Raw genomic sequence first — 25,330 nt, forward strand, 5'->3', positions numbered from 1 at the left:
CCTTTTACACTTTATCGCTTCCAGACCGCTGCGGCATTGGAACGTGACATCAGTTCTTCGACCGGGATTCCGGCTGGGCAGATGTCCTGGCACGCAAGAGATTTTCCGCAGCCTTCAAAATAAAGCTGACGATACGCATTTGCGAGTTCTGTCTGATGGGCAATATCCTGTTCTTCGTTCAGAATACGGTAAGCGTTGACGGGCAGAACAGCTCCAGCAAATTCACTGTTCGGGTCAAAGTTCGGGCAGACCTCCAAGCAGCAGCCACAGAGCAGACACTTAGCAGATCGATACCGCTGGCTGTGCGTATAGCTGGTCTGGAACGCATCTCCTTCCAGCCACAGCTTTGTCCGCTTCAGTGCTTCAAAGATCACGGAACGGTCTACGACCAGATCTTTCACCAGTGGGAATTTGCTCAAAGGCTCCAGAGTAACAACGCTTCCCTTACAGTCCCGCAGAAAAACGGAACAGGCAAGACGAGGCAGACCATTGATCCGCATGGCACAGGCACCGCACTTGCGTATCATGCAGCCGCATTCCCACGCAATGGGGGAAACGACCGTTCCGCTCTTTTCGCACAGAGGGCTGCGGTGATTCAGCTCGTTCAACACCGAAGCAATCGAGGTGTCCGCACTTCCCTCAAAGGAAAACTCCTGCCAGCAGGGTGAAGCCTGCGGGTTTTCCTGCCGTTTGATTCGGATGGTGTAGTTCATAAATCATGCCGCCTTTCGGGGATGGATTCAAAGCTGATGGCGATATGCTGCCCGTTCCAGTGTGCCACGGTGGTTTTGCAGTAAACGGCATCGTTGCGTTGGGGATAATCTGCCCGCCAGTGCGCACCCCGGCTTTCTTTTCGGGCGAGGGCACTTTCCAGCATGGCACAGCCCAGAAGCGGAAGGGTGCCAGACAGTTTGCGGATTTCCTGAATGCCCGCTTCCAATGTCTGTGCATCCCGCACGACACCGAGTGCGTTCAGCAGGATACGATTCATCTGCATTTGAGCGTCCGGGGAAAGTTCGGGCAGAAGGGATTCTTCGGCACAGGGCATATTGGGGGAACTGACTGTTTCCCGGCAGGCAGTTTCCGCAGCAATCTGTCCTCCATAGATCGCACCCAGAAGAGAATTTCCACCCAGACGGTTTGCGCCATGGTACTGAGCGCAGCATTCACCGGCAGCGTACAGATTCCGCATCGAAGTGCGGTGCCGCTCGTCCACCTGAATGCCTCCCATAAAGTAGTGGATACCCGGCAAAATCGGAATGGGTTCTTTGCGAATATCTTTGTGCAGATAGGTCTGACAATCATCCACCAGTCCGGCAAGTTTATGCTCCATGACTTCTTTAGGAAGCTCTGTCATATCAAGGAACACCTCATAGTCACGGCTGACCGTCCAGACTTCCCGCGCGGTGATGTCACGCGGCATCAGGTTGCCGAGTTCCGGATATTTTTCTTCCATGAAATACCACGGCTTCCCGTTCCGTAATGCAAACAGCCGCCCGCCCTCACCACGGGCGGCCTCACTCAGAAGCATCCGTTTTTCGCCTAGTTCGACCGTGGTAGGGTGGTACTGGATCATTTCAAGATTTGCCATCGGAACGCCCAGACGGAACAGTTCTGCGGTGACTTCTCCGGTATTGGCAAGAGAGCCGGTCGTATCACCGAATAAGCCATGCAGCCCGCCTGTGGCAATCAGGACGGCATCGCATACAAACCGCAGCAGTTCGCCAGTATAGGTGTCCTGCACTGTGCAGCCACCGCAGATGTTCCCGGAAAGCAGCAGGGTGCGGAACTTATGGTGTGGAAAGCGTTCGACCGTTCCTGCGCTTTCTTCCCGGCGCACAGCATCAATCAGAGCGGTCATTAGCTGCTTTCCCGTATCGCTTTGTGCAAAGGCCGTCCGCTTTTTCTTCTGTCCGCCAAAATTCCGCAGGTCGAGTTCATCGTCATCTGTCACGTTGAATTGTACTCCCAGATGGTGCAGGCTGCGCACCAGTTCGGACGCAGCCTGCGTCATCCCCCAGACTGCATTCGGGTCAGCAAGTCCGCAGGCAGCGGTCAGGGTATCTGTATAATGCTGCTCCGGGCTATCCTCCTCTCCCTTGGTATTCAAGGCTGCATTGATTCCGCCCTCTGCCATAACAGACTGCGCTCGCTCGGAGGCAAGGGAGGACACCAGCTTTACCGTCCAGCCGTTTTTCACAGCAGTCAAAGCAGCGGAAAGCCCTGCCAGCCCTGCACCCACGATCACCAAAGTGTGTTTCATACATTGTTCCACCCGATATAATATAGAATGATCGAACCGGCAGCAAACAGCACCAGTATAGAAAGAATCAGATAGAGGTCGCCGCGCTGCTCCTTATCCCGGACGATGCCCAGCGATACCAGAAGGGGTCGGAGATTGAGCAGAAGATGCACAAATACCGAAGCAACCAGTAAAAGCTGCGTCAGCAGCCGGACCGTTGTGAACGGAAACAGAATGTATACGCCGTCCTGCACTCTGCCGAACACGCCAATATGGAAAAAGAGCATGAGCAAAATAGCAAGCCCACTGGTGCGCCTTGCCCAGAACAGAGCATTCTGCTTTCCGTAGAGTTTTCCGCCGGACCGGGAAGCCCGGAATGTCTGTGCGGTCAGCAAAAGCCCAAGGACGGTGTGCGCCGCCAGAATGCCAACGCCGATCCATGCCAGAAACTTTCCTGCCCCGGAACTGATGCCCAGCAACATAAAACTGCCCATCAGCCCATGAAGCAGACAGATGAAAAGTAGCAGAACGGAGAGAATGGTGTTCAGTTTTCGCATGAGGGGTCCTCCATTTCTTCTGCGGAGAGCAGAAGGATGTCTGCATCCGGCAATGCTGTTGCATCAAGCGTATTTTCCGAAACCAGCAGCAGTTGATACCGCCCATTGATTGCACGGGAACGCAGCATGGTTTCGCTGTACTGCTTCAACGTGACATCTGCTCCGGCAGCAGTCAGGCGTTCACAAAGAGCCGTTGCATAGCAAAGCAAGGGATAGTCTGTTTCGCAGACCGAAAGCGTCATGTGCGGCAGTCCGGCATCGGAAAGGACTTCTATCTCACCGGAAACAAATGCTTTCAGATCATTCCGGAAATCCGCATCGGAAAACGGTTCCAGCGCAGGGTTGATGCAGAACAGATAGTTGCCCTCCAGCGGTGCGGCCATCTGTGCGGCACGTTTCGCTTTCGGGGTCGCACCGGTCAGCCCATCCAGAATAGAGGGCGGCGAGTGCATAAATACGCCAAACGCGGCAAGAAATCCCAATGTCAGAACCAGAGTGATGAATTTTCCTTTCACAGGCAGACCTCTTTTATTTATTGCATGGTTGTTCAAATGAAAAATCTTCTGCGCAAAATACGGCAGTTGAGTAAACGCTCAACTATATTGTATGCGAAATAAGGAGGCTGTCAAGGTCTGTTAGACGACAAATCGCAGGAAGCAGATGCTAACTTTTCCTCTTGACAACGGAGGAAGAGCAGATATAATATGATTGAACGGTTGTTCAACTACAAAACAAGGAGAACGTCTGATGTCAAATTCTTTATACACCTGTAATTGCGATGTGATCCATGAGGACATCGTGAACGATGTAAAAGGCAAAATGCAGCCGAAAGACGACTACATCCAGCTTGCATCGCTTTTCAAGCTGTTCGGAGATGGCACAAGAGTGCAGATCCTTCATGCTCTGGAACAGAGCGAGATGTGTGTATGCGACCTTGCGGTTCTGCTGGGCGTCACCAAATCGGCGATCTCTCACCAGCTGAAAGCACTCCGGCTTGCCGGACTGGTCAAATTCCGCAGAGAGGCCCAGATCGTGTATTATTCGCTGGCGGATGATCATGTAAAGGAGATCATCGACAAGGGATTTGAGCATTTAAGAGGATGATCGCGCAAGCGATTATCTTTTTGTCTTTTAAGTTGAGCGATTGAACAATTAAGAAAACGTAGTGGAGGTCAAAATGAAAAGAGTATTCATCCTGAAAGGTCTGGATTGCCCGAATTGTTCCGCCAAGATAGAAAAAGAGGTCGGAGCATTGCCGGGAGTGGAATCCTCGGTTGTGAATTTAATGCAGCAGACACTGACCGTTCAGTCAGAAAAGTCTGCGGATGCAACACTGGCGGAACAGGTCGAAACGATCGTTCACAGCCATGAACCGGATGTTGAGGTGTCGGAAAAGACCGAACCTGCGGTGACGAAGGTCTATCTCCTGAAAGGTCTGGATTGTCCGAACTGCTCAGCAAAAATCGAGAAAGAAGTCGGTGAGCTGGGTGGCGTGGCTTCTTCGACCGTGAATCTGATGAACCAGACATTGACTGTTCAGGCAGGAACATCGGTGGCTACCTCCCTGCTGGACACCGTTACCACGATCGTCCACAGCCACGAGCCAGATGTTGAAGTGTCGGAAAAGACCGAACCTGCGGTGACGAAAGTCTATCTCCTGAAAGGTCTGGACTGCCCGAACTGCTCAGCAAAGATCGAGAAAGAAGTCGGTGAGCTGGATGGCGTGACTTCTTCGACCGTGAATCTGATGAACCAGACGCTGACTGTTCAGGCTGGAACATCGGTAGCTGCTTCCTTGCTGGATACCGTTACCACGATCGTACACAGCCATGAGCCGGATGTTGAAGTGTCGGAAAAGCAGCTGGAAGCGACTGCACCTGTCAAAAAGGATGAAAAAGCGGCGGTCTATAACGATGAGGATAAGAAGCGCACGATACGGCTTGCCGTGGGTGCTGTGGTCTATGCAATCGGTATGGCATTGACCGTATTCGCAAAGCTGCCGACTCTGGCGGAACTGGCGTTTCTGATTGTGGCGTATGTGATTCTTGGCTGGGATGTCGTATGGCAGGCAGTGAAAAATATCACCAGAGGACAGGTGTTTGACGAGCATTTCCTGATGAGTGTTTCCACGATCGGCGCATTTGCCATCGGGGAATACCCGGAAGCTGTTGCAGTTATGCTGTTCTATCAGGTCGGAGAGTTCTTCCAGTCGCTGGCGGTAAAGCGTTCCAGAAAGTCCATCTCTGACCTTATGGACATCTGTCCGGATTCGGCGACCGTTAAGCGGAATGGCGTATTGCAGGTCGTTTCTCCGGAAAGCGTTGCGGTGGGCGAGATCATCGTGGTAAAACCCGGTGAAAAAATCCCGCTGGATGGCATCGTTGTGGATGGCGAATCCATGCTGGACACCAAGGCACTGACCGGCGAATCTGTGCCGAGAAGCATCCGCAAAGGCGATGAAGCCCTGTCCGGCTGCATCAACCAGAGCGGTTTGCTGACGCTGAAAGTCACAAAGAGCTTCGGGGAATCCACGGTATCGAAGATCACTGACCTTGTGGAGAATGCTTCTGCAAGAAAAGCTCCCACCGAGAACTTCATCACGACCTTTGCACGATACTATACGCCGGTCGTTGTTGGAATGGCGGCTGTGTTGGCGATCATTCCGCCGCTCGTCCTTGGCGGCGGCTGGTCTGAGTGGTTGCGCAGAGGTTTTGTGTTCCTGATCGTTTCCTGCCCGTGTGCATTGGTCATTTCTATTCCCCTGACCTTCTTCGGCGGTATTGGTGCCGCATCCAAGCGCGGTGTGCTGGTAAAGGGCAGCAACTATCTGGAAGCACTGAACAAAGTGAGCGTGGTGGTCTTTGATAAGACCGGCACCTTAACAAAGGGTGTTTTTGAGGTCGCAAATATCATTCCGGCAGCCGGATACCAGAAAGAGCAGGTATTGGAGTATGCTGCACAGGCAGAGAGTTATTCCAACCACCCGATCGCAAAGTCGATTCTTGCGACTTATGGAAAGCCAATCGACCAGAAGCAGTTCTCTGACTTTGAGGAAATCTCAGGACACGGCATCAGCGTTATGGTGCAGGGAAAGAAGGTACTGGCTGGCAACAGTAAGCTGATGGAATCTGAAAAGATTGCCTATGCCGCTTGCGATGCAGCCGGAACAAAGTTCTATGTAGCAGCGGATGGTAGCTATGTAGGCTGTATCCTGATCGCAGATGAAGTGAAGCCGGACAGCAAGTGCGCAATCGCAGAGCTGAAAAAGATCGGCGTGGAAAAAACTGTTATGCTTACCGGCGATGATGAGCGAATCGGCAAGTCGGTGGCAGACGAACTTGGTCTGGATGCGTATTATGCACAGCTCTTGCCCGACCAGAAGGTCGAAAAGCTGGAAATGCTGGATAAGCAGAAACGGCAGGGCAGCAAACTCGCCTTCGTGGGCGATGGCATCAACGATGCCCCTGTTCTTGCCCGTGCAGATGTCGGCATTGCCATGGGAGGTCTTGGCTCGGATGCCGCGATTGAAGCTGCGGATGTTGTTCTGATGACAGATGAACCATCGAAACTTGTAGAAGCCATTGATGTTGCAAAGGCTACGAAACGGATTGTGATGCAGAACATCGTGATTGCTCTTGGCATCAAGAGCGTGTTCCTTGTTCTGGGCGCACTCGGCATGGCCGGTATGTGGGAAGCCGTGTTCGGTGATGTGGGTGTCACGATCATCGCTGTTCTGAACGCAATGCGGATTCTGAAGAAATAAGCACAAACAAAAACAGGGTGCGCCCACCCGGACGCACCCTGCAAAAATCCACACACGATAAGTAAGGCAGGGAGTTCCCCAGCGGGAACTTCCTGTTTTTCTTTGCCAGAGATATGAGCCTGTTCCGCCTGCCACGCGGCAAACTCCCGCTGACCTTCCTCACTGTTCCAGCAGGCAAGGATGGCCGGGTAGAATGCCCGTGCCAGACGGTCGATGACATCATCGGGGTAAGGGGAAATGTTTGTGGACTTTTTCTTTTTGTTCAAACGCACGCTCCTTTGATCGTCCCACCGTGGCAAAGCCGGGCGAGAAAATCAAAGTTCCAATTCTTATCAGGCGCAAGGGCGCGGATGTTTTCCGCCCTGCACTTGCGGCTGGTGGCTCGTTGATGGCTTACAAGTGCCTGTCGTTATGCGATTTTTTCATCGTTCAGCATTTCTTCAAACTGTGCCATATACGCTTTGTGCTGCTTGAGGATTTTTAGCGTTTCAGTTTTGGCGTAGGAATCGTCCGGCAGCTTAGGCAAGTATCTCATCAAAAAATCAAAGTCCTGCTGAATCCGCCGGACGGCGACTTCCAGCGCAGAGTAGTTGATTCCAGAGTAGTGTGAGTAGCTCGACTGCGGAGCGGGACGGTCTTCCGGGTGCAGAATCTCGTGCACGATCTGCTTGCGGTTCGGAAAATCAGCTCTGGCGAGGCGGTGTATATCGGCATCACGGACTTTGAATTGCCCGGACAGGATCTTTTCTTTTGTACCGGGCATCATCTGCTCCATGATCTCCACGCCCCGCATGAACTTTTCAGAACGGGCAACGTAGGATTCGCTGACATTGTTCCGCTCTGCAATCTGCTTACGAACGCTTGCTTCTGTGGCAGTGGGAGGAATTGTGTCAAATTGACACAATTCCTCCGGGGCGGTTTTCTTGGCAGCAGCCGTGTGCTGGTTGTTGCCGTTTCCACCGGGCTTCCGATGCTCCACACTGTACTGTTTTCCAATGAGGAACTTCTTCTGCTCCGGCGTGAGATTACGCCGCCCCAGCTGATTCTTGCAGATCCATGCGAGGACTTCTTCTCTGCTTTCAAACGGGAGCGGCATGGTGGAGAAAGAGATTTCGGGATGCTCCTGAACGATTTCATAACGATTGTGGCCGTCAACAAGGGTATTACCCCAGACAATCAAAGGAGAAATCAGCTTGCCCTCTTTGAGGATATTTTCTTCAAGCTGCTTGTACTCATCGTCCGTCAGCGGCGGGATCTGGTTCTGGAACTCCGGGTCGATTTTCAGATTGATCATACGCACACTCCTTTATCTCTCCTGCTGCGTCTGATCTTCCTCCCGGAAAAAGGACGCAACATTCTGCTTTGCGGTTTTCAGTTTGAGCAGTTCTTCTTTGGCTTCCTTGTACTGCTCGTAGAACGTTGCCTTTTCGGATGCCAACTGTGCATACTCGGCTTCCAGCTTTTTCGGGCTGGGTAGCTTTGTGGTGTTGTTTGCCTTGAAATAGGCTGCTGCCGCTCGGTACGCTGTCAGCTCTGCACGATGCTGTTCCTCAAAAGCTGTTGAGCAATCTTTTTTGTATTTCTATAAATAACAATCAAGAGGGCGACAGCTTTTGTTGTCACCCTCTTGATTGTTATTTATTTTTCCCATGTTTTGGCTTTTTGTCGGACATTTATAATTTGGAACTGGTATAGAATGCTGGGAATTGCAGAAACCAATGAAAAAATACCCAAGATGATAGAATGCTTGATAATGGCAAACAGCGCAAATAGGAGCAGCAGGAATAGCCATGGATTACGCAAATTGCGGTAGTATTTTTCTTTATCGGCATAAGAGGTATGAAGTTCAAAAGGCTTTCCGTCGTTTGCTTTTTCTACAATCAATAGTTCCCGGTTAAAAGTTGTTGCGTTTGTTGCAATACGACCGCCCATTTCTGCCCATGGACGCAATCGAAGTTTTCCGACAGAATAGTTTAGATTGATATTCTTGAAAAATACCTTGTAGCCCATATCCTCCAAAAAGTTAGCATAGTCTGTTGCGTTATCTTTTGATTTTTCTCCGATAAACTCTACACAATAGGTCACTTCATCGGGCTTGCATTTCTCAAATTCGTATAAAAGTGTTCCCGTCCGAACAAGTCGATAGCCTTTTTGAGACATTTGGTTTAACCATTTTGCCTGTGTATCTAACAATCCACCAAAGAAGCAATAGCATTTTTTATTCATACTGTACCTCTCCAATAATTTCACTCGCAACGCTTACAAGTTCGTTTAGTCTTGCAAGTTCTTTTTCTGCGATTTCCTTTCCTTGCATCGTAATATGGTATTCTTTTTTTCTGCCATCATAATCTCCGCAAGGCTCGATCCATTTTTTTTCCTGCAAAGAATTCAATGCTCCATATAAAGTGCCTGCGCCTAGGGAAAGCCGTCCGCCTGTTTTTTCTTCAATAAACTGCATAACAGCGTATCCGTGTTTTGGTGTATAAAGAGAGAGTAAAATATAAAAGGTGACTTCTGTAAGCGCACCACCTTTTGTATTATCTCGCATGGTTTGACCTCCTTGTTACGGTTACTGTAATAAGTATATCACTAACCGTAATATTCGTCAAGCGGATTCAGGAAAATTATCTGAGGAATGTGTGTAAGAAGAACGGTCTACTCTATTCTTGCTTTGTTGTTCGGCGTGTCGTGGTGCTGGGAATTGCTAGGGGTCGATTGAACATTCGTTTTGGTCATTGTACCTCCTGTTTGTTCGATAACTCCTCGGTGAAGTTATGTAAGCACGACACGCCGTTGCTGTTCGCACCGTCAGGTGCGAACCATGAGCAGGGTTTGGGGCAGGCACGCCCCAACAAGATCACTTGGAAAACTCGCAAGAGTTTGAGAAGTGAAGTCCCGGATGGACAGGAAATTTTCAAGAATTGAAAATTTGTGGCCACGGGACGGTTCTTGCCCTCTACCGCTGCGCTCAAAACGCATTTTCAACAAATGTTTCCGAATTGTTAAGACGCAAAAAATAAGTAGAGGGACTCTGCTCATGTATGGGAGTCACCGTTCACACCGAACGCAGTTCCTGCCCCTGTTTGTGCAGCGGCGTTGACGAAAAGTCGGTATCACGTCCGGTCGGCTTATGAAATTTTCAAGGTACGTTTCCCATAAAGAAAAATACCGCCCAAGCAGCGCAGCGATGGATTTTGTCGGGGTGAATCGGCGGCAAAATGAATCGGGTGTGTTGCGGGGCGGTTAATCTTTCAGGGATGATCCACGGCGAGGCAGTGTTCAAAATGAACACGACCACATCTTGTGGAAAGGTTCAAACCAATCCACAAGAGCAGTGGGATTTACAAGAAAAATACCACTGTGTGTGAAAATCGTCAAGAGGGTTTTGAAAAATTTGTTGAAGTGAAGCAAGAAAAGTATGACACATCTTGTGGCTTTAGGAAAAAATACGCTATGTGAATCAGAACAAATCCCATTTTCTGTCTGCGGTAAATCCTTCTACTGCCAGCTGCAACAGGATGTTGCTTGTGCATTCAAGACGCAGACGGCAATAAAAACGGCAAGATCGCCTGCTGCCAAGTGACCTTGCCGTTTTGTACTGTATTTTGCTAAATCAGGCAGTTGCCCGCGACTTTACAACGCTACGTTGACCGGCAGAACATACACACCGTCGGCGGTGTAGTAGGTGATTTGAGTAACAGTCTTGCCGATGATGGAGGCAAGATAGGTCTCGTCCGTATTGAAGCCCAGCTCGGTGCCGCGCCAGATATTGGTCACATGATGCAGGCCATACTCGCTGCCATCGGCGGTGGTCAGCACTACGCCGTAGACCTTGTTGGCGCTGGTGTCCAGACCAAAACCGGAGAGCTTCATCTCGTAATTCGCGTGGCGGCCATTGGTGGTCAGCTCCACAGTAACACCCTCCACGGTAGTCTCGGTGGCGTGGACTTTGCCAAACTCCCACTTGCCGCTCAACAGGTTGTACCATGCGGTAATGTAGTAGGCAGGAGTCTCGCCGAGCTTATAGTACCGCAAAGCCCTTGACCTTTTTGCCGGAGCCATGCTGTATGTGGTGGTGGAGGAACTGATCCCGGAAATGTCGCAGGGACAGCACTCCAACGTTGGCACGGTACTTTTCGTGGTGGGCTTCAGCGTGATGATGGTGCTGGATGTGGCACTGGGGTAACGGTTGGGGGCTCCCGAAAGCGAAATCTCTTTCGGAATCTCCGAAAATGCCTAAACTTCTTGACAGAGGAGACGGCAGGGCGTATTATTTTGGCAGAAGGACCGTTGAGAAGCGGCTTTTTATAGGGTTGGAAGTTAGCTAAATCTAACTTATCGGTGCACGTGGTGGTTAGATAAATCTAACTATAAAAGGAGAGACAGCAATGCGAGCACGCAAGAATTTCTGGGACAGAAATGCAGGTCTGTATGACTGCTTTATGCGAAAAGACAGGATAGTATACGAAAAAATGTATGAGCTGATCTGTCCGGTCGTGAAAGACAAAACGGTGCTGGAGTTGGCTACCGGAACAGGGCTGATCGCCAAGCACATCGTAAAAGCAACGGCACACATCGAGGCGACGGATGCCTCTCCGGAAATGATTACAGAGGCCAAGCGGGGGAATTACTCTGCGAAACTGCATTTTTCCGTGCAGGATATGTTTTCTCTGCCATACTCGAGCAAATCATTCGATGTGGTAATCGTATCTAACGCACTGCACATCGTGCCGCAGCCAGAAAAATCACTGCGAGAAATCAAACGGGTGTTGAAGGATGACGGTGTGCTGATCGCGCCCACCTTTACTCACGCAGAAAACTCATTTCCCGGCAAGGTCAAAGCCTTTTTCATGAAGCTGGCAGGCTTTCCGCTTCACAGCAAGTGGACGAATGAGGAATACCTGAGTTTCCTGCATCAGAACGGCTGGGCAGTACGAAATAGTGTCGTTCTAAAGGCCTCTTTTCCGCTGACCTATACGGAATGTGTGAAATCGGAGGTGTGATATGTCCTTTTTTGAAAACACCCGAAAGCCCGTAGGCTTTGGCGGGAAGATCATGGTTGCTATGATGAACTTTGGACACAGCGCAATGGCAGAATGGGGGCTGCGCTTTTTAAAGCCTGCCCCGGATGCCATGGTGCTAGACTGCGGCTGCGGCGGTGGAGCGAACATTAAGACACTGCTGAAACTGTGCCCCAACGGCAAGGTGCAGGGCATCGACTACTCAGCTGTCAGCGTGGAAAAAACGCGAAAGGTCAATGCCAGAGCCATTGCGGCAGGACGGTGTACCGTGCAACAGGCAAGTGTGGCAGAACTGCCGTTTGAAGCGGAGCAGTTTGATGTGGTGACCGCCTTTGAAACGGTCTATTTCTGGCCGGAACTTGCGCAGAATTTCAGAGAGGTTTATCGAGTGCTGAAGCCCGGCGGGGTCTTTTTCATCTGCAATGAAGCAAACGGCGAAACAACAAAAGACGACAAATGGACGCAGATCATCGATGGCATGACCATCTATACGGACACTGCACTGAAAGAGTATCTGGAGCAAGCAGGATTTTGTAAGATCCAGAACCACAAAAATAAAAAGGGCTGGCTGTGCATCACAGCACAGAAATGAGGTGCGATCATGTCGAAAAAAGCAACGGAATTTCAAAGAAAAGCAATGAGCTGGATGTACCGGGGCAAGGAAATCTTCAAGCCTTTGAACACCGGCTGGATCGACGAGAATGTTGCCTGCGTGCGCGAATGGGTGGCGAACATCTTCTTCTACCGCAAAGGCGATACGACCATTATGGTCGATGCGGGATATAACTACGACCGCCTTGCCGAAAAAATGGGCTGGCTTGGGATTGATCCGAAGTCGATGCACCATATCCTTATCACCCATCAGGACACCGACCATGTGGGTGCGGTGGAAGCAGACAGTCCGGGGCTGTTCCGGAATGCGAAGCTGTACATCGGCGAGATCGAGAACCGGTATCTCACCGGCGAGGTGCGGCGAAAAGTCATCTATCATCTCTATAAATTGCCGCAGGTCACGATCAACAACGAAAAGGTACTGCTGCACGATGGACAGGTACTTGACATTGACGGCGTCAGGATCGAGTGTTTTCTGGTTCCCGGTCATACATGGGGACATATGGTCTACCTCATTGACGATAAGTACATTTTTATCGGCGACACGCTGTGGTTTGGCGCGGACGGCGGCTACAGTTTTATTTCTGCGCTGGCAGAGGATAACAAGCTGGCAGTGAAGTCTCTGACACTGCTGGAGAAAAAGCTGAAAAAACGCGGACTGCATCCGCTGTTCATTACCGGTCACACCGGCTGGACGGACAACATGGAGTTTGCCTTTGCGCACAAAAATGAGCTGTGCTCGCCCTTCAAGAAAAAAGTCCACGACCCATCGGCACCCTATGATGCCTACGACGAATCGGATGACACCGAAGAAAATGCAAAGAGCGGTTTTCTGAAAGGCGTGGGAAGATGAAGGACAGCGAATTACAAATTGACCGTAGCTGCCATGTGCTATATTCCAAACCCTGCAAAAAGGAAATTCTGGCGAAAATCACTCTGCACTATCCGGAGGTGGAGCGCGAGGTGGTCTGGGAGCAGGTGCAGCTGAGATACGCAGAGCTTCTTTCCAAGTGGCGCACCGACCTCGGCGGTAAAAAGAATTTTCACAACGGCGTAGGCGGCACCTACGACTGCATCGCCATCATGTGCTTTTACGATGTGTGCCGGGATGTGGTCACATTCCGCGAAATGGAAGAGATAGAAGAAAATCTGATCCTGCCGTCCTTCCGGAAGCTGCGATTCGTTGACATCAACAAGCCATTCTGGAAAAAGCTGATGTATCGGGCATTCAGCACCGCCCAAAAGCACTGTGACACATGGCATGATTACGAGATGGATGTTGCGCCTTACGAAAACAGCAAGCCCATCTATTATGAATTTACGACGTGTCCGGCGGCGGAATTTGCCAAGCGGTTTGGATTTGCGGACATTATGCCCGCCCTGTGCAATGTGGACTATGCGTCCATGGAACTGCTCCATGCCAAGCTCGTGCGGACGACCACCTGCGTGGACGGCTGCCGATGCGACTATACCATCTGCGGCGATAAGGATCCATACGTAAAGGAACATCCCGAATACCGGGATGAAAACGGATACAGGAGGAATAAGTAATGCTTTTACAGGTGATTCTGGAAGGTCTTGGGCTGGGGGCACTGCTGGTTCTGGTCTGCGCTGCGGGCATCCGCAAAGGGGCTGTTGGGATGGTGCATCTTTACCCCATGGGACAACCGTTTGCGAGTATCCAGTCGGGGCTATATGTTAGGTTACAGCGACCTGAAAGACCCTTCCGTCAGCGGTTTTTTCCGGTTTCTCGCCAAGGTCGGTGACAACGGAATGAAAATGCAGATCGTGAAGATCGGATTTGGAGGCAAGCTATGAAAATTCTGGTATATGGTGCAGGCGTTCTGGGGTGCAATCTAGCAAGAAATCTGCTGCGCGCCGGAAAGGATGTCACTCTGCTTGCGCGGGGAAACTGGGCTGCGGAGATCAAGCAGAACGGCCTGCGGATCAAGGACAAATTTTCGCTCCGCACCTCGGTCAGCCGCATTCCGGTGGTGACTGAACTTGCACCGGATGCAATGTACGATGTGATCTTTGTGGTCCTGCGCTATACACAGCTGGATTCCGTTCTGGACACGCTGCGGGCGAACCGGACGAAGAACATCGTTTTTGTGGGCAACAACGTACAGACAAAAGCATTGGCGGCGGCACTTCCGGAAAAGAACGTCCTGTTTGCCTTTGCGCTTTCTGCGGGGCATCGGGAGGTTGACCGGGTTGTCTCCATCGACCTGAAAAAGATCACCATCGGACAGCTGCCGGGTGCAATCTCCAATAAACAGCTGATCGGGCGCATCTTCCACGGCACAAAATATAAGGTCGTTTACGAGCCGAACATGGAGGACTATCTGCTCTGCCATGCCGCGTTTGTGATGCCTGCGGCCTTCGCCTGCTATAAGACAGACGGCGACCTGAAAAAGCTCAGGGGCGATACCGCGTACCTGAACCGTGTGCTGGATGCCAACATCGAGGGATACCGCGCCATCCGAGATGCCGGGCACACCATTCTGCCCAAGGAGGATGCAGACTTTGAAGGGGAGAAATACCGCAAGACCTGCCTGCGCTTTTTCAAGCTGATGTGCGCCACCTCGCTGGGAAAACTCTGCGCCTCCGACCATGCCATGAACGCCATCGACGAAATGAGTGCGCTGAACCGGGATCTTAAGAAATTTTTCGATGAACATGGCGCAGCCTACCCGGTATGGCAGGCACTGGAAACGGAAGCCGGGAGGTATCTGCAATGAAATACGCCGGGATGCCTATGGGAATGTGGGTGCTGTTTTCAGGCTCCTTTCAAAAGCAGCTGACCGCTGTGCTGGGCTATGATGCAGCCACTGCAAGAGCCATCACGAAAAAGGCAAAGCCGCAATACCGGCAGATCATCCGCAGGCTACCGGAGTTTGAAAAAGCGGACCGCTTCAAGATGAACATCGTCAACTGCGCAATGCTCGGCGCGTTCATCCTCTCCATGCCGCAACGTCCGGAGGTGGACAGGCTGACGGATTACTACGCAAAGTCCATGATGACAAAGCCCATGCAGTGGTTCTGCCGCAAGAGCGGAAAAAGCAAGTTTACCCCAAAGGATATTGCCGCCATGAAGGCCACCGCTGCTCTGAAAGCCGCCGACCGCAACCCCTACTCGTGGAACATGGAATTTTACGAATACCCTGACGGCAGCGGCTATGAAGGACGCTTTACCAAGTGCGGCATCTGTGTGCTGATGAAGGAACTGGGTCTGTACGATCTGACCCCTGCCCTGTGCCATCTGGACTACACCATGAGCGAAGCGGGCGCTGCGACGAACTTTGTGCGGCAGTACACTCTCGCCTCCGGCGGCCCATACTGCGACTGCGGGTATAAAAAGAAGGGCTTCGTGAAAGCTGGAACGGAGGCAGGACGATGAAGGAAACCTATCTCTCCCGTGATTTCCGGGAGACTGTGGCACTGCGCTTTCCCGCGCGGGCAAAGGAACTGAACACCGCTTTCGATATACGCCTGAGTGCGTTGCTGGCTGAAAATGCGGGTGCAAGCAAGGAAAAGCAATATCACCTCAAGCGGCAGATATTGCCGGGCATTTCGGCCTACGAGACCTTGCAGCGGGTCATGCCGAAAGAGGAGGCACTGCAAACCGTTCACGGCTATGTGGAGCACTTGGCGAGAACGAGCCACAAACAGCTTGCCGCCCTGCTGCACATACCGGGGCTTTACCGCCTTGTTCCCGGCGTTTTCGTCAAATCCACCCGGAGCGTTTTTGGCCCGGCGGCGGGCTTTGCCCCAAAAGAACTGCAGACCGGTAACGGCATCTGGCGTGTGGATATGATGAAGTGTCCCTATCACGACACCTGCGCAGAATACGGCTGCCCGGAGCTGTGCCGCTGCTTTTGCGACAGCGATGACGTCAGCTATACCGGGCTGCATCCGAAGCTGATCTGGGAGAGAAGCATGACGCTGGGACGCGGCAATGACCGATGCGATTTTTGCATGAAAACCATAAAATAGATGCACAGGAAGCAAAGAAAATGAAGAAAGAAGAAACAAAACCGTTCATCCGCTGGTGCATCGCGGCTGCGGTGTATGAGAAAAAGCACTCTGCGCACCTCGCAGGCTGACGGCGATTGCTGAATTGTCTGTGTTTTTTGCAGAAAGTGCATCCATAGCTTCCGGTGTGTATATATGCTGAAGGATTACCCGCCTTTCCAAGAAAATGATTTTGAATATCTGCGGGGGAGGATTCTGATCCTTCTCCCGGAAAATGACATTTTCAAAAAAGAAGATCAGAAACGGTTCGCAGATCTGTTCCGGAAACTGGATGCAGAGATCCGCATGGTTCCGGGCGGTCATGTGGGCTTCGTTGTTCAGGCGGAACGGTATCTTGATTTGATGGAAACATTTTTGCAGAGAAATGGAATTTGACAGTTCACGTCTGTGAATCAGTAAGAAAAATCGAATCTTCAGGAAAAGAGAATGGCTATGTATAAATCATTTTTTGATCTTCCCCCGGAGCAAACTGCTTCCACGGCGATGCCCCGCACCGTCGTGTTCTCCAACGGAACGGGGAGCGGGAGTATGACCATCTGTCCACTGTTTTTGGGTGCAGAGCTGTATTATAACGATATGCACCTTGCATTCTTTGAGGAAGCCACGGCACCAATGCGGAATGTCATTGAAATCAACCACTGCCGCGTGGGGCGTTACGAGTGCAGTTTTGGGGCAAATAGCTGCTGCTATCTGGCAGCAGGGGATTTTGCGGTGTGTGCAGCAGCGCGCAAAAAGTCGTCCTCCTGCTTTCCGCTGCGGCACTACCACGGCATCACCATCCTACTGGATCTGGATGCGATTTCGCCGGAAATGCGGAAACAAATGGAATGGTACGGCGTAGACCTTGATGTCATACGGCGGTACATCTGCACGGAAAACCGCTGCTGTATTCTGCGGTCAGAACCGACCATTGCCCATATTTTTTCAGAGCTTTACACAGCGCATTCTGTGCCGGACACCGGCTATCTTCGGCTGAAAGTGCTGGAGTTGCTGCATATTCTGACCCGGCTGAAAAACAGGGAAGATGTGCAGCAGACAGAGTATTTCAATCAGCATCAGGTGGAGTGTGTGAAGCAGGCTGCGGCTCTTCTCACGCAGGAACTGACAGTTCACCGTACAATCGAACAGCTTGCACAGGAGGTCGGCCTTTCGCCTACGGCATTAAAAAGCTGTTTCAAAGGCATTTACGGAAGCTCGGTCTATGCGTATCAGAAAGAGTACCGGCTGCAGCTGGCACAGAAGCTACTACTCGAAACCGATTGCACGGTTGCTGAAATCGCCCATCGGGTCGGGTACGAAAATCCGAATAAGTTTTCTTCTGCATTTCGGGAAGCAGCCGGCATGACGCCTACGGAGTATCGGAAGATGCGTCCGATTGGATAGATTCTGTCGATTTGGTTCTTGCGCAGAAAGTCCGGTTCCAGTAAAATCAGTATCGTGATTAGTTGAGACTAACGCCGATATTCTGATTTTGTGGAGGAAATTGATAATGCGTTTGATGAAAAGAATTCTGAGTGCAGCTGCTGTGCTAGCTCTGTCTGCTTCTCTTCTGGTTGGCTGCAGCAGCGGCACGGCGAGCTCTGTTCCCGTTTCTGCAAGTTCTGCCGCAGAAAGCACTGTTTCTTCCGTAGAAGAGACCGCCTCTTCTGCTGCGGATGAAAACGAAGCTGCCGCTGCACAGCTGCTGAACGACCTAACAGGCAGCTATCAGGAACTGTGGCCGGTGATTCTGGCGGACGAATATAAGCAGACATGGCTGGATGATTGTACCGCTCTCGTGGGCGAGGACAATGCCGAAGCTGCTTTTGAGAAGCTGTCCTCTATGGTGACAGGTGATGTTTACGGCGAAGATGCAGTTAAAGCGTATGCCAACGGCGGCGGTGCCTACTTCTGCGGCTTTACCAATGACCTTGCGACCCTGACCTTTGACGGCGAAACTTCCACCATTTCTGGTACCGATAAGGATGGCAATGAGCTGTTCTCCCATACCTATCACTACATTGGCATGGAGCCTGTGCGTGGACTGTATGAGTTTGAAAGTGATGATGCCGATTCCGGCGAGTTCACCTACTTTTTCCTCGCGCCAGACACCAGTGCGGAAACCTACCACATTGAGTTTCGCTATGGTTCGGATGCAGATGCTCTGAGTCAGTATGATGCAGGCGATTATGCTTACTGGCTGGCATCTGGCATTTCTACGGATTGCGACCAGACTATGATCGACAACTGCATTGAGCTGTTCTGTACTGAAAATCTAGCAGGTTAATACGCAGAATGTGCTGTGGAGCAAAAACGCCACGGCACATTTTTGCATAAAAATTATTTGAAGGAGGTTTTTCCGTGAAAAAACAGTCCGATCTTTCCCGGCTGATGGGTTACGCCGGGAACTACCGATATTTCACCTACGCTTCGTGGGTGCTGTCTGCGGTCAGTGCGCTGGTGGCGCTGGTGCCTTTTGTGTACATCTGGAAGATCCTGCGGGATGTGTTGAACGCCGCGCCGGACTATGCGCAGGCGGTGAACATCCCCCATTACGGCTGGATGGCAGTGCTGTTTGCGGTGCTGGCTTACATCATTTACATTGCGGCACTGATGTGCTCCCATCTGTCGGCGTTCCGAGTGGCGACCAATCTGCGGCTGGAGGTTTCCGAACACCTTGCCACACTGCCGCTGGGCTTTACGGAGACGTTTGGCAGCGGTAAGCTGCGCAAGATCATCCACGAGAGTACTGGCGCAGCGGAGACATTTCTCGCCCATCAGCTGCCGGACAAATATAATGCAATGGCAACACCCATAGGTCTGTTGGTTCTTTTGCTTGTGTTCGACTGGCGGCTGGGTCTGCTGAGTCTCGTTCCGGTGGCACTGGGCTTCGTCATCATGTCCGCCATGACAGGAAGGCGGATGGCAGACAAAATGCGGCAATACGGTAATGCGTTGGAATCAATGTCTAACGAGGCCGTGGAGTATGTCCGCGGCATCCCGGTAGTCAAGACCTTCGGGCAATCCGTCTTTTCGTTCAAAAAATTCAAAGCGACCATTGATGAGTACGAAAAGTGGGTCATTGCCTACACCAAAGAGCTGCGGATGCCGATGATGCTCTATACTGCCGCAATCAACGGTGTGTTTGCTTTCTTGATTGTAGGTGGGCTTCTGTTCACCCGGAACGGTGTGACTTCGGAATTTCTGCTGAACCTGCTGTTCTACATCATCATTACCCCGGTAATCTCCCTGACCCTGACCCGCATCATGTACATGAGCGAAAATGAACTCGTTGTGGCAGATGCGTTGGCTCGTGTGGATTCGGTTCTGGATGCGGAACCTGTGCCAGAAAACGATCATCCGCGGCATCCGAAAGATGCCTCTGTGTCCCTGAAGGATGTGCATTTCAGCTATGATGGCAAAACGGATGTTATCAAGGGCGTTTCGCTGAAAATTCAGCCGGGTCAGATGGTGGCTTTCGTTGGCCCCTCCGGCGGCGGCAAATCCACACTGGCAAACCTGATTTGCCGGTTCTTTGATGTGCAGAGCGGCAGCGTCCGAGTGGGAGAAGCGGATGTGCGGGACATCCCCAAGGAAGAGTTGATGGACACCATTTCCTTTGTGTTTCAGAACAGCCGCCTGCTCAAGGGCAGCATTCTGGACAACGTCCGGCTGGGCAGAGCGCAAGCCACCGAAGCCGAGGTGCTGGCGGCGCTGAAAGCTGCACAGTGCATGGATATCGTGGAAAAGTTCCCGGAGGGCATCCATACCGTCATTGGCACAAAAGGCGTGTATCTGTCCGGCGGCGAGCAGCAGCGCATTGCCATTGCCCGCGCCATGCTGAAAAATGCGCCCATCCTGCTGCTTGACGAGGCCACCGCTTTTGCCGACCCGGACAATGAAGTCAGAGTGCAGGCTGCATTTGCGCAGCTTGCCAAGGGCAAAACGGTCATTATGATCGCACACCGCCTGTCCACCGTCGCCAACGCCGACTGCATCTATGTGGTGCAGGATGGGCAAATTGCGGAGTCCGGCACAAAGGACGAGTTGTGTGCGCAGAACGGCCTGTTTGCCCGGATGTGGCAGGATTATCAGGCCTCGGTGCAGTGGAAGGTCGCAAAGGAGGGGTAAGGAATGATCGAAAAAATTCAACACGCCACAGCCAGCTCCCCGGAGGGCGCAAAGGGGCTTGTAAAGGGCGTTCTGGCCTGTGCGTTCCAGAACATGGCGTTCATGCTGCCCACCGGGCTGCTGTATCTTCTGGTAAAAGACCTGCTGGCAGGCTCTACGAGTGAGAGAAGTACCTTTTATCTGGTGGGATGCGTTGCCTGCTTTGCACTGATTTTACTGACCACATGGTTCCAGTACAACGGCACCTATTTTACCACCTATAAAGAGAGCGGCACCCGCCGCCTGACCCTTGCAGAGCGGCTGCGGAAGCTGCCTCTGTCCTTTTTCGGCAAGCGAGACCTTGCCGACCTGACAAGCACCATCATGGCGGACTGCGAGGTACTGGAAAAGGACTGCTCCCACTTCATCCCCGGTCTGTTCGGCTCCCTCATTTCCACGGTGCTCATTGCCCTGAGCCTGTTCGCCTTTGAGTGGCGGATGGCACTGGCGGCTCTGTGGGTCATTCCGGTATCCGCTGCCATCGTGGTGGGCAGCTATCGGGTACAGGATAAGGTGCAGGCCAGGACCATGGCGGCGAAAATGGCCTGTGCGGACGGTATTCAGGAGTACATCGAGACTCTCCGGGACCTGAAAGCCAGCAATGCGGAGCAGCAGTATCTGTCCGGCCTTTCCGGCAAAATTCGGGCAGTGGAAAAGCAGTCTATTGTGGCAGAGCTGGAAACAGCGCTGTTTGTGTCCTCCGCCGGCATGGTGCTCAAGCTGGGCATTGCATCGGTGGCGCTCACCGGTTCGGTGCTGCTGGTGCAGGGCAGCATCGACGTACTGACCCTGTTTCTGTTCCTGATGGCGGCATCCCGGATGTACGACCCCATGCAGGGGGCTTTGCAGAATCTGGCGGCGGTCATCGCCATGCGTACCAATGTGGGGCGGATGAATGAGATTCTGGACGCTCCCCTGCAGACCGGCAGCGAGCAGCTGACCAATCAGGGCTGCGATATCGTGTTCGACCATGTGGGCTTTGCCTATGACTCCGGTGAAGCGGTGCTGCGGGATGTCTCCTTTACCGCAAAGCAGGGGGAGGTTACGGCGCTGGTGGGCCCCTCCGGCAGCGGCAAGACCACTGTTTCCCGGCTGGCAGCACGGTTCTGGGATTACCAGAAGGGCAGTATCACCGTGGGCGGCATGGATGTCTCCCGAATCGACCCGGAAAAACTCATGAGCCTGTATTCCATCGTCTTTCAGGATGTGACCCTGTTTGACAACACAATCCTCGAAAACATCCGTCTGGGGCGCAAAGGTGCCACCGACGAGGAGGTCCTTACGGCGGCAAAGCTGGCAAACTGCGAGGAATTTGCCGAGAAGCTGCCGGACAAGTGGAACACCAATATCGGCGAGAATGGCTGCGCTCTTTCCGGCGGTGAGCGTCAGCGCATTTCCATCGCCCGTGCTTTTCTGAAGGATGCGCCCATCATTCTGCTGGACGAGGCCACCGCAAGTCTGGATGTTGAGAACGAAACGGCGATTCAGGAGGCTCTGTCCCGCCTCATCAAAAACAAGACCGTTCTCATCATCGCTCACCGGATGCGTACCGTGGCAGGTGCAGACAAGGTTGTTGTGCTGAAGGATGGCATCGTAGCGGAGCAAGGCAGACCGGATGAGCTTTATGCTCGGAACGGATTGTATGCGCACATGGTTGATTTGCAATCAGCAAGTCAGAATTGGACGATTTAAAGCTATAATAAGAGAAAGCTGTTTCAAAAGGATGCTCTGTCATGGGATAGAACATCCTTTTTGAATACCGTTCAGCCGAAATTTGTACAGGAGTCCATCATAAAAATGACATTCAGGAAAAATGACATTCTATAAACCTATTGCAATAGGATGAAAAGTATGGTATATACATTATACGAAACATTGCTTTGAAATGAACACTCTACCGTCCATTGATGCATAAAAGAGAGGTGCTTGCCATGACCGCCGTGATCTATGCCCGCTATTCATCGGATAACCAGCGCGAAGAATCCATTGAAGGCCAGATTCGTGAATGCACTGCCTATGCGGAAAAGAATGGCATCACCATCGTCAAGCACTACATTGACCGTGCCATCTCTGCCAAAACGGACAACCGCCCGGAGTTTCAGCAGATGATAAAAGACAGCGACAAAAAGCTGTTTGACATTGTGCTGGTCTGGAAGCTTGACCGTTTTGCCCGGAACCGCTACGACAGTGCCCGGTACAAGACCCAGCTGAAGAAGAATGGTGTCAAGCTCATGTCTGCCACCGAGATCATCTCCGAGGGGCCGGAGGGCATCATTCTGGAATCGGTGCTGGAAGGTTATGCCGAGTATTATTCCGCTGACCTTGCCGAGAAGGTCGTGCGTGGACAGACCGAGAACATCCTGAAAGGACGCTGCAACGGTGGTCGTGGAACCTTTGGTTACACGCTGGATTCGGAACGGAAGTTCCATATTGACCCTCTCACCTCGCCTTTTGTGCTGGAATCGTTCAAGAAGTACAATGAAGGCTCCACCATGAAGGAGATCCGGGACTGGCTGAACGAAAACGGCATCAAGAACCCGGTGGGCGGTGCGTTTACCTATAACAGCGTCGAACATATGCTCAAAAACCGGCGGTACATCGGAGAACTGAAATTCCGGGATGTGGTCGTACCGGATGCTATCCCGCCCATCATTCCGCTGGAACTGTTTGAGGATGTGCAGGAGAAAATCGCCAAAAACAAGAAAGCCCCTGCCCGTAGAAAGGCAGAGGATGACTACCTGCTCACCACCAAGCTGTTCTGCGGCTACTGTGGGGCGTTGATGTTTGGCGAAAGCGGCACGAGCCGGACGGGTGAAGTCCACCGCTACTATAAATGTGCCACTGCCAAAAAGCACAAGGGCTGCAAGAAAAAGACCGTCCGTAAACAGTGGCTGGAAGATCTGGTGGTCAACCAGACGATGCAGCTTGTCAAAGACGATGCCGCCATGGAATCTATCATCGCCAAGGTGATGGAACTGCAAAACAAGGAGAACACCAACATTCCCCTCTATGAGAAACAGCTTCGGGATGCTGAATCTGGTATCCAGAATATGCTCAATGCGATTCAGGCCGGTATCCTGACCAGCTCCACCAAGGAGCGGCTGGAGCAGCTGGAAGAAACCAAGCGTGAGCTTGAAGCCCGCATTGCAGAAGAGAAGCTGGCAAAGCCCAAGGTCACGGAGGAGTTCATCCGGTTCTGGCTGCTGCGGTTCCGTAAACTGGACATGAGCCTGAAAGACCAGCGGCAGGCGCTGGTGGATACCTTCATCAATGCGATTTATCTGTACGATGATAAGGTTTTGATAACCTTCAACTATAAAGAAGGAACACAGACCGTGACTTTTGGAGAAGCGGCAGAAGCCGCATCAAAGGGAAATGGTTCGGATTTGGATTGCTTTACTGCACCAGAAAATGCCGTGAAATCGAAAGATTTCATGGCTTTTTTGTTTTGTAAGCCATGAGTGCACGGTTTCTGCACGGTTTTTGCACGGTCGGTGTTATCCATGTCCGATGATGTAGGGCGCTGTATTGCATTGCAATCAGTGCCCTTTTTTGCATCAGGTGAGCAGTGCTAAGCGGAGCTTTGCCTTCATCTCCGGGTCGGCATCCTTGAGCAATTCCAAAAGAGCCGTCATGGAGATGGTGGGTTCGTCTGCGGCGGGTACAGCCTGCGGGCTGGAGGTGTCGGGCTTGGCATAGAAGCCGCTTTCGAACTTCTTGCCCAGCTCCACACGGGAGGACTGCTGGATATGGGCGTAGGTGTTCACCAGCATATCCGCACTGGCGTGTCCCGTAGTCCCCTGCACCGCCTTGATGTCGCCGCCGGAGATCATCAACTGGTAGGTGGCACTGGAGTGACGCAGACCGTGAAAGACGATGCGGGGGAACTCCGGGTGTGCGTCCTGCCATTTCAGGAACTTTTTGCGGATGAGCACCGGCTCCACCGCCAGACCGTTGGGCAGCCGTAGCAGCATCCCGCTGTTGCGGTATCGCTCCGGGTCGAGGGCTTCTTCCCGTTTCAAGCGTTCCAGCCACTGCTTCAGTTCCTCCCGCAGGGCGGCAGTCATGAAGATGGTGCGGCAGGAAGCTTCAGTCTTGGTGTCTTTCAGGATGAGGGAGGTCTTGCTGCCCTCCAGCTTGTCCGGGAAGATGCGGAGGATGCAGCCCTTGTCCACCTGCGCCAGCGTGTCCTTCTGCACCCGCTGCATGGAACGGTTGACGGTGAAGGTGCCCATGCCGTTGGCGGCATCAAAGTCGATGTCCTCCGGGGTCAGACCTGCCACCTCCCCTTCCCGCAGCGCACCCACCAGCGTCAGGTGCACCGCCAGATGCAGGATGGGGTCCTCCATGCTGTCCAGTGCTGCCCGCATCTCCTCCACCTCCCAGATGCTGCGCTCTTGGGTGGTCTTTTTGGGCGCTTCCACCGGGACGGGACTTTTGATAAGGATGCCCCACTCCACTGCCAGCAGAAAGGAATTGTGCAGCAGTTGGTGGACCTCATGGAGGGTAGTGCCGGAGAGGGTGCGCTTCTGCTGCTTAGGCGAGAGGTCTCGCCGCTTGCCACCCACATACTGTCCGCAAGGGGTCTTGCTCAGGGTGTCGTACAGGGCTTCGATGTGGTAGGGCCGCAGCTTCTGCATCTGCATCTCCCCGATATAGGGGATGACGAGGTTCTGGATGAGGGCCAGATTGGACTGGTAGGTCTTGGGTGCCCACTTGTGCTTGCTGCACTGCTTGGGCAGCCAGTCCATCAGGAACTCTGCCACCGTCACCGTGGACGGGATCAGGAAATTGCCGGTCGCCAGCTCGTGCTCGATCTGCTTCTGGCGTTTGATCGCCTCCTCTTTGGTGGGAAAGCTCTCCCATTTGTCGCAACTCTTGCCGTGCTCGTCCTGATAGGTGTAGCGGACGCTGTAAGAGCTGCCGCGTTTCGTGATATATGCCATAGATT

Annotated in this window: 26 protein-coding genes and 1 pseudogene; 17 read left to right on the forward strand and 10 right to left on the reverse strand. The window is 52.3% G+C overall.

The features are described from left to right. Nucleotides 1-11: 11 nt before the first annotated feature. The 4 genes from ACGHUK_RS00210 to ACGHUK_RS00225 are packed head-to-tail and all read right to left on the reverse strand — an operon-like array spanning nucleotide 12 to nucleotide 3,350. Entirely contained in the window at nucleotides 12-713 is a 702-nt protein-coding gene (locus ACGHUK_RS00210; RefSeq protein ID WP_015536699.1) for a succinate dehydrogenase/fumarate reductase iron-sulfur subunit, read from the reverse strand. Then, nucleotides 710-2,263, reverse strand: a complete 1,554-nt coding sequence (locus ACGHUK_RS00215; RefSeq protein ID WP_005935834.1) for an FAD-binding protein — start codon at nucleotides 2,261-2,263, stop codon at nucleotides 710-712. The genes ACGHUK_RS00210 and ACGHUK_RS00215 overlap by 4 nt, the downstream gene beginning before the upstream one ends. Continuing rightward, the gene (locus ACGHUK_RS00220) at nucleotides 2,260-2,799 is read right to left on the reverse strand and encodes a hypothetical protein (RefSeq protein WP_005935830.1); all 540 of its coding nucleotides are present in this window, start codon (nucleotides 2,797-2,799) and stop codon (nucleotides 2,260-2,262) included. Before ACGHUK_RS00220 ends, ACGHUK_RS00215 begins: the two co-directional genes overlap by 4 nt. Next, nucleotides 2,787-3,350: a DUF6921 family protein gene (locus tag ACGHUK_RS00225; protein ID WP_390574568.1), complete on the reverse strand. Its 564-nt coding sequence runs from the start codon at nucleotides 3,348-3,350 to the stop codon at nucleotides 2,787-2,789. The genes ACGHUK_RS00220 and ACGHUK_RS00225 overlap by 13 nt, the downstream gene beginning before the upstream one ends. A 196-nt stretch (nucleotides 3,351-3,546) precedes the next feature. Here ACGHUK_RS00225 and ACGHUK_RS00230 point away from each other — a divergent pair, with 196 nt between their 5' ends. Together ACGHUK_RS00230 and ACGHUK_RS00235 are read left to right on the forward strand one after the other, a co-directional pair. After that, on the forward strand, nucleotides 3,547-3,903 hold the full coding sequence (locus ACGHUK_RS00230; protein ID WP_015536701.1) for a helix-turn-helix transcriptional regulator: 357 nt from the start codon (nucleotides 3,547-3,549) through the stop codon (nucleotides 3,901-3,903). A gap of 73 nt (nucleotides 3,904-3,976) precedes the next feature. Continuing rightward, entirely contained in the window at nucleotides 3,977-6,562 is a 2,586-nt protein-coding gene (locus ACGHUK_RS00235; protein ID WP_316542970.1) for a heavy metal translocating P-type ATPase, read from the forward strand. A gap of 409 nt (nucleotides 6,563-6,971) precedes the next feature. Here ACGHUK_RS00235 and ACGHUK_RS00240 read toward each other — a convergent pair whose 3' ends face one another. The 5 genes from ACGHUK_RS00240 to ACGHUK_RS00260 all read right to left on the reverse strand — a co-directional run bounded on the left by ACGHUK_RS00240 (nucleotide 6,972) and on the right by ACGHUK_RS00260 (nucleotide 10,597). Further along, complete coding sequence (locus ACGHUK_RS00240; RefSeq protein ID WP_390574570.1) at nucleotides 6,972-7,856, reverse strand: hypothetical protein; 885 nt, start codon at nucleotides 7,854-7,856, stop codon at nucleotides 6,972-6,974. Between the two features lie 12 nt (nucleotides 7,857-7,868). Next, nucleotides 7,869-8,000, reverse strand: a complete 132-nt coding sequence (locus tag ACGHUK_RS00245) for a hypothetical protein (protein WP_390574571.1) — start codon at nucleotides 7,998-8,000, stop codon at nucleotides 7,869-7,871. A 200-nt stretch (nucleotides 8,001-8,200) separates the two neighbouring features. After that, on the reverse strand, nucleotides 8,201-8,788 hold the full coding sequence (locus ACGHUK_RS00250) for a DUF2812 domain-containing protein (protein WP_390574572.1): 588 nt from the start codon (nucleotides 8,786-8,788) through the stop codon (nucleotides 8,201-8,203). Continuing rightward, the gene (locus tag ACGHUK_RS00255) at nucleotides 8,781-9,110 is read right to left on the reverse strand and encodes a PadR family transcriptional regulator (protein WP_390574573.1); all 330 of its coding nucleotides are present in this window, start codon (nucleotides 9,108-9,110) and stop codon (nucleotides 8,781-8,783) included. The genes ACGHUK_RS00250 and ACGHUK_RS00255 overlap by 8 nt, the downstream gene beginning before the upstream one ends. A gap of 1,085 nt (nucleotides 9,111-10,195) precedes the next feature. Continuing rightward, nucleotides 10,196-10,597, reverse strand: a complete 402-nt coding sequence (locus ACGHUK_RS00260) for a hypothetical protein (RefSeq protein WP_242700301.1) — start codon at nucleotides 10,595-10,597, stop codon at nucleotides 10,196-10,198. A 25-nt stretch (nucleotides 10,598-10,622) separates the two neighbouring features. On the opposite strand from ACGHUK_RS00260, the gene ACGHUK_RS00265 reads away from it, so the two are divergent. From ACGHUK_RS00265 to ACGHUK_RS00335, 15 genes and pseudogenes are all read left to right on the forward strand, one after another. Then, a complete protein-coding gene (locus ACGHUK_RS00265; protein ID WP_005927484.1) occupies nucleotides 10,623-10,748 on the forward strand; it encodes a hypothetical protein in 126 nt (41 codons plus the stop codon). 202 nt (nucleotides 10,749-10,950) lie between these two features. Beyond that, nucleotides 10,951-11,565 carry a class I SAM-dependent methyltransferase gene (locus tag ACGHUK_RS00270; protein ID WP_005927487.1) on the forward strand — a complete coding sequence of 205 codons (615 nt, stop codon included), beginning with the start codon at nucleotides 10,951-10,953 and terminating at the stop codon, nucleotides 11,563-11,565. A 1-nt stretch (nucleotide 11,566) separates the two neighbouring features. Then, entirely contained in the window at nucleotides 11,567-12,175 is a 609-nt protein-coding gene (locus ACGHUK_RS00275; RefSeq protein ID WP_097784008.1) for a class I SAM-dependent methyltransferase, read from the forward strand. Between the two features lie 9 nt (nucleotides 12,176-12,184). Continuing rightward, nucleotides 12,185-13,048, forward strand: a complete 864-nt coding sequence (locus ACGHUK_RS00280) for an MBL fold metallo-hydrolase (RefSeq protein ID WP_005927492.1) — start codon at nucleotides 12,185-12,187, stop codon at nucleotides 13,046-13,048. After that, on the forward strand, nucleotides 13,045-13,746 hold the full coding sequence (locus tag ACGHUK_RS00285; protein WP_005927495.1) for an L-2-amino-thiazoline-4-carboxylic acid hydrolase: 702 nt from the start codon (nucleotides 13,045-13,047) through the stop codon (nucleotides 13,744-13,746). Before ACGHUK_RS00280 ends, ACGHUK_RS00285 begins: the two co-directional genes overlap by 4 nt. A gap of 102 nt (nucleotides 13,747-13,848) precedes the next feature. Then, nucleotides 13,849-14,013 (forward strand): annotated as a pseudogene (locus ACGHUK_RS00290) (class I SAM-dependent methyltransferase); the annotation flags it as partial. Next, on the forward strand, nucleotides 14,010-14,936 hold the full coding sequence (locus tag ACGHUK_RS00295; RefSeq protein ID WP_005927504.1) for a ketopantoate reductase family protein: 927 nt from the start codon (nucleotides 14,010-14,012) through the stop codon (nucleotides 14,934-14,936). The pseudogene ACGHUK_RS00290 and the gene ACGHUK_RS00295, both read left to right, overlap by 4 nt. Continuing rightward, nucleotides 14,933-15,595: an L-2-amino-thiazoline-4-carboxylic acid hydrolase gene (locus ACGHUK_RS00300; RefSeq protein WP_005927508.1), complete on the forward strand. Its 663-nt coding sequence runs from the start codon at nucleotides 14,933-14,935 to the stop codon at nucleotides 15,593-15,595. Before ACGHUK_RS00295 ends, ACGHUK_RS00300 begins: the two co-directional genes overlap by 4 nt. After that, the gene (locus ACGHUK_RS00305; protein ID WP_390574575.1) at nucleotides 15,592-16,191 is read left to right on the forward strand and encodes an L-2-amino-thiazoline-4-carboxylic acid hydrolase; all 600 of its coding nucleotides are present in this window, start codon (nucleotides 15,592-15,594) and stop codon (nucleotides 16,189-16,191) included. Before ACGHUK_RS00300 ends, ACGHUK_RS00305 begins: the two co-directional genes overlap by 4 nt. A gap of 174 nt (nucleotides 16,192-16,365) precedes the next feature. After that, nucleotides 16,366-16,605, forward strand: a complete 240-nt coding sequence (locus ACGHUK_RS00310) for a hypothetical protein (RefSeq protein ID WP_112145049.1) — start codon at nucleotides 16,366-16,368, stop codon at nucleotides 16,603-16,605. Between the two features lie 237 nt (nucleotides 16,606-16,842). Continuing rightward, nucleotides 16,843-17,613, forward strand: coding sequence for a helix-turn-helix domain-containing protein (locus ACGHUK_RS00315; protein WP_390574576.1), 771 nt, complete (start codon nucleotides 16,843-16,845; stop codon nucleotides 17,611-17,613). Between the two features lie 106 nt (nucleotides 17,614-17,719). Beyond that, a complete protein-coding gene (locus ACGHUK_RS00320) occupies nucleotides 17,720-18,496 on the forward strand; it encodes a hypothetical protein (RefSeq protein WP_390574577.1) in 777 nt (258 codons plus the stop codon). 74 nt (nucleotides 18,497-18,570) lie between these two features. Next, the gene (locus tag ACGHUK_RS00325) at nucleotides 18,571-20,340 is read left to right on the forward strand and encodes an ABC transporter ATP-binding protein (protein WP_205334579.1); all 1,770 of its coding nucleotides are present in this window, start codon (nucleotides 18,571-18,573) and stop codon (nucleotides 20,338-20,340) included. Between the two features lie 3 nt (nucleotides 20,341-20,343). Beyond that, nucleotides 20,344-22,071: an ABC transporter ATP-binding protein gene (locus tag ACGHUK_RS00330; protein WP_390574578.1), complete on the forward strand. Its 1,728-nt coding sequence runs from the start codon at nucleotides 20,344-20,346 to the stop codon at nucleotides 22,069-22,071. Nucleotides 22,072-22,310: 239 nt separating this feature from the next. Beyond that, nucleotides 22,311-23,840 carry a recombinase family protein gene (locus ACGHUK_RS00335; RefSeq protein WP_390574579.1) on the forward strand — a complete coding sequence of 510 codons (1,530 nt, stop codon included), beginning with the start codon at nucleotides 22,311-22,313 and terminating at the stop codon, nucleotides 23,838-23,840. 96 nt (nucleotides 23,841-23,936) lie between these two features. On the opposite strand, the gene xerC is transcribed toward ACGHUK_RS00335, so the two are convergent. Continuing rightward, a complete protein-coding gene (gene xerC / locus ACGHUK_RS00340; protein ID WP_390574580.1) occupies nucleotides 23,937-25,325 on the reverse strand; it encodes a tyrosine recombinase XerC in 1,389 nt (462 codons plus the stop codon). Nucleotides 25,326-25,330 lie beyond the last annotated feature (5 nt).

The organism is Faecalibacterium sp. i25-0019-C1, from assembly GCF_042854225.1.
Taxonomy (GTDB): domain Bacteria; phylum Bacillota; class Clostridia; order Oscillospirales; family Ruminococcaceae; genus Faecalibacterium; species Faecalibacterium taiwanense.

Excerpts from the sequence above, each read along its gene's own strand:
- ACGHUK_RS00210 (WP_015536699.1), bottom strand. The coding sequence starts at position 713 with ATGAACTACACCATCCGAATCAAACGGCAGGAAAACCCGCAGGCTTCA.
- ACGHUK_RS00215 (WP_005935834.1), bottom strand. The coding sequence starts at position 2,263 with ATGAAACACACTTTGGTGATCGTGGGTGCAGGGCTGGCAGGGCTTTCC.
- ACGHUK_RS00220 (WP_005935830.1), bottom strand. The coding sequence starts at position 2,799 with ATGCGAAAACTGAACACCATTCTCTCCGTTCTGCTACTTTTCATCTGT.
- ACGHUK_RS00230 (WP_015536701.1), top strand. The coding sequence starts at position 3,547 with ATGTCAAATTCTTTATACACCTGTAATTGCGATGTGATCCATGAGGAC.
- ACGHUK_RS00235 (WP_316542970.1), top strand. The coding sequence starts at position 3,977 with ATGAAAAGAGTATTCATCCTGAAAGGTCTGGATTGCCCGAATTGTTCC.
- ACGHUK_RS00240 (WP_390574570.1), bottom strand. The coding sequence starts at position 7,856 with ATGATCAATCTGAAAATCGACCCGGAGTTCCAGAACCAGATCCCGCCG.
- ACGHUK_RS00250 (WP_390574572.1), bottom strand. The coding sequence starts at position 8,788 with ATGAATAAAAAATGCTATTGCTTCTTTGGTGGATTGTTAGATACACAG.
- ACGHUK_RS00255 (WP_390574573.1), bottom strand. The coding sequence starts at position 9,110 with ATGCGAGATAATACAAAAGGTGGTGCGCTTACAGAAGTCACCTTTTAT.
- ACGHUK_RS00265 (WP_005927484.1), top strand. The coding sequence starts at position 10,623 with ATGCTGTATGTGGTGGTGGAGGAACTGATCCCGGAAATGTCGCAGGGA.
- ACGHUK_RS00270 (WP_005927487.1), top strand. The coding sequence starts at position 10,951 with ATGCGAGCACGCAAGAATTTCTGGGACAGAAATGCAGGTCTGTATGAC.
- ACGHUK_RS00275 (WP_097784008.1), top strand. The coding sequence starts at position 11,567 with ATGTCCTTTTTTGAAAACACCCGAAAGCCCGTAGGCTTTGGCGGGAAG.
- ACGHUK_RS00280 (WP_005927492.1), top strand. The coding sequence starts at position 12,185 with ATGTCGAAAAAAGCAACGGAATTTCAAAGAAAAGCAATGAGCTGGATG.
- ACGHUK_RS00285 (WP_005927495.1), top strand. The coding sequence starts at position 13,045 with ATGAAGGACAGCGAATTACAAATTGACCGTAGCTGCCATGTGCTATAT.
- ACGHUK_RS00295 (WP_005927504.1), top strand. The coding sequence starts at position 14,010 with ATGAAAATTCTGGTATATGGTGCAGGCGTTCTGGGGTGCAATCTAGCA.
- ACGHUK_RS00300 (WP_005927508.1), top strand. The coding sequence starts at position 14,933 with ATGAAATACGCCGGGATGCCTATGGGAATGTGGGTGCTGTTTTCAGGC.
- ACGHUK_RS00305 (WP_390574575.1), top strand. The coding sequence starts at position 15,592 with ATGAAGGAAACCTATCTCTCCCGTGATTTCCGGGAGACTGTGGCACTG.
- ACGHUK_RS00310 (WP_112145049.1), top strand. The coding sequence starts at position 16,366 with ATGCTGAAGGATTACCCGCCTTTCCAAGAAAATGATTTTGAATATCTG.
- ACGHUK_RS00315 (WP_390574576.1), top strand. The coding sequence starts at position 16,843 with ATGCGGAATGTCATTGAAATCAACCACTGCCGCGTGGGGCGTTACGAG.
- ACGHUK_RS00320 (WP_390574577.1), top strand. The coding sequence starts at position 17,720 with ATGCGTTTGATGAAAAGAATTCTGAGTGCAGCTGCTGTGCTAGCTCTG.
- ACGHUK_RS00330 (WP_390574578.1), top strand. The coding sequence starts at position 20,344 with ATGATCGAAAAAATTCAACACGCCACAGCCAGCTCCCCGGAGGGCGCA.
- ACGHUK_RS00335 (WP_390574579.1), top strand. The coding sequence starts at position 22,311 with ATGACCGCCGTGATCTATGCCCGCTATTCATCGGATAACCAGCGCGAA.
- xerC (WP_390574580.1), bottom strand. The coding sequence starts at position 25,325 with ATGGCATATATCACGAAACGCGGCAGCTCTTACAGCGTCCGCTACACC.